The following is an 869-nucleotide window of genomic DNA, read 5'->3' on the forward strand; positions in this document are numbered from 1 at the left end:
GATGACGGGCCCGCACCGAGCCGAGTATCCACAGCGCCTCGACCCCGTCCCGCCAGGTCAGCTTCTTGCCCTGTTCCCGGGTGCGGGCCTTGTAGCTGATCGGGACCTCGAACGGCCGGATGCCGCGGGCGAGCAGCTTCGCGGTCACCTCGGCCTCCATGCCGAAGCCGGCGGAGCGGACGTCCAGCTCGCGGTACAGGCCGGCCGGCAGCAGCTTGAAGCAGGTCTCCAGGTCACTGATGTAGCTGTTGAAAAGAACGTTCGCGGCCAGCGTCACCAGCTTGTTGCCGACCACGTACCAGAACGAGAACGCGGTGTTGCCGCTGAACGTCCGTGAGCCGAAGACGACGTCGGCCTCACCGGCGAGGACCGGTTCCAGCAGCGCCGGGATCTCCTCGGGGGCGTATTCCAGGTCGGCGTCGCAGATGACGAGGTAGTCACCGCTGGCCCGCTCGCTCGCGGTCCGCACGGCGGCGCCCTTGCCCCGGTTCACCGGCTGGTGCACGACGACCACCCGGGGGTCGTCGAGGGAGTCGAGGATGGAACGGGTCCCGTCCACACTGCCGTCGTTGACCACGACAAGCTCGATCTCACAGCGGTAGCCGACCTCGAGCACCCGCTTGACGGCGGTCGCGAGCGTGGCCTCTTCGTTGAAAACCGGCATCAGGATGGAAAGCTTCACATCGGCGCACATTACGATGTGATCACCCGCTGGCCGTTGACGACCACCGTCGGGTGACGCCAGGCAGCGGGCTCGACGAGCGGATCCATGGGCAGCCCCACGACGGCGGCGTGCGCGCCCACCTCGACACGCCCGGACGGGCGGCGGCCGTCGAGCCCGGCCGCCCGGGCGGCCACGGACGTCGCGG

The 869-nt window shown here is 69.2% G+C and carries 1 protein-coding gene; it reads right to left on the bottom strand.

The window, feature by feature from the left end; all coding sequences use genetic code 11:
* A partial coding sequence (locus NBX02_RS15305; RefSeq protein ID WP_445548454.1) for a glycosyltransferase family 2 protein occupies nt 1–694 on the bottom strand: 694 nt, incomplete at its 3' end.
* Nucleotides 695–869: the final 175 nt, after the last annotated feature.

The organism is Protofrankia sp. CiP1_Cm_nod1 (assembly GCF_920888515.1).
Taxonomy (GTDB): Bacteria; Actinomycetota; Actinomycetes; order Frankiales; family Frankiaceae; genus Protofrankia.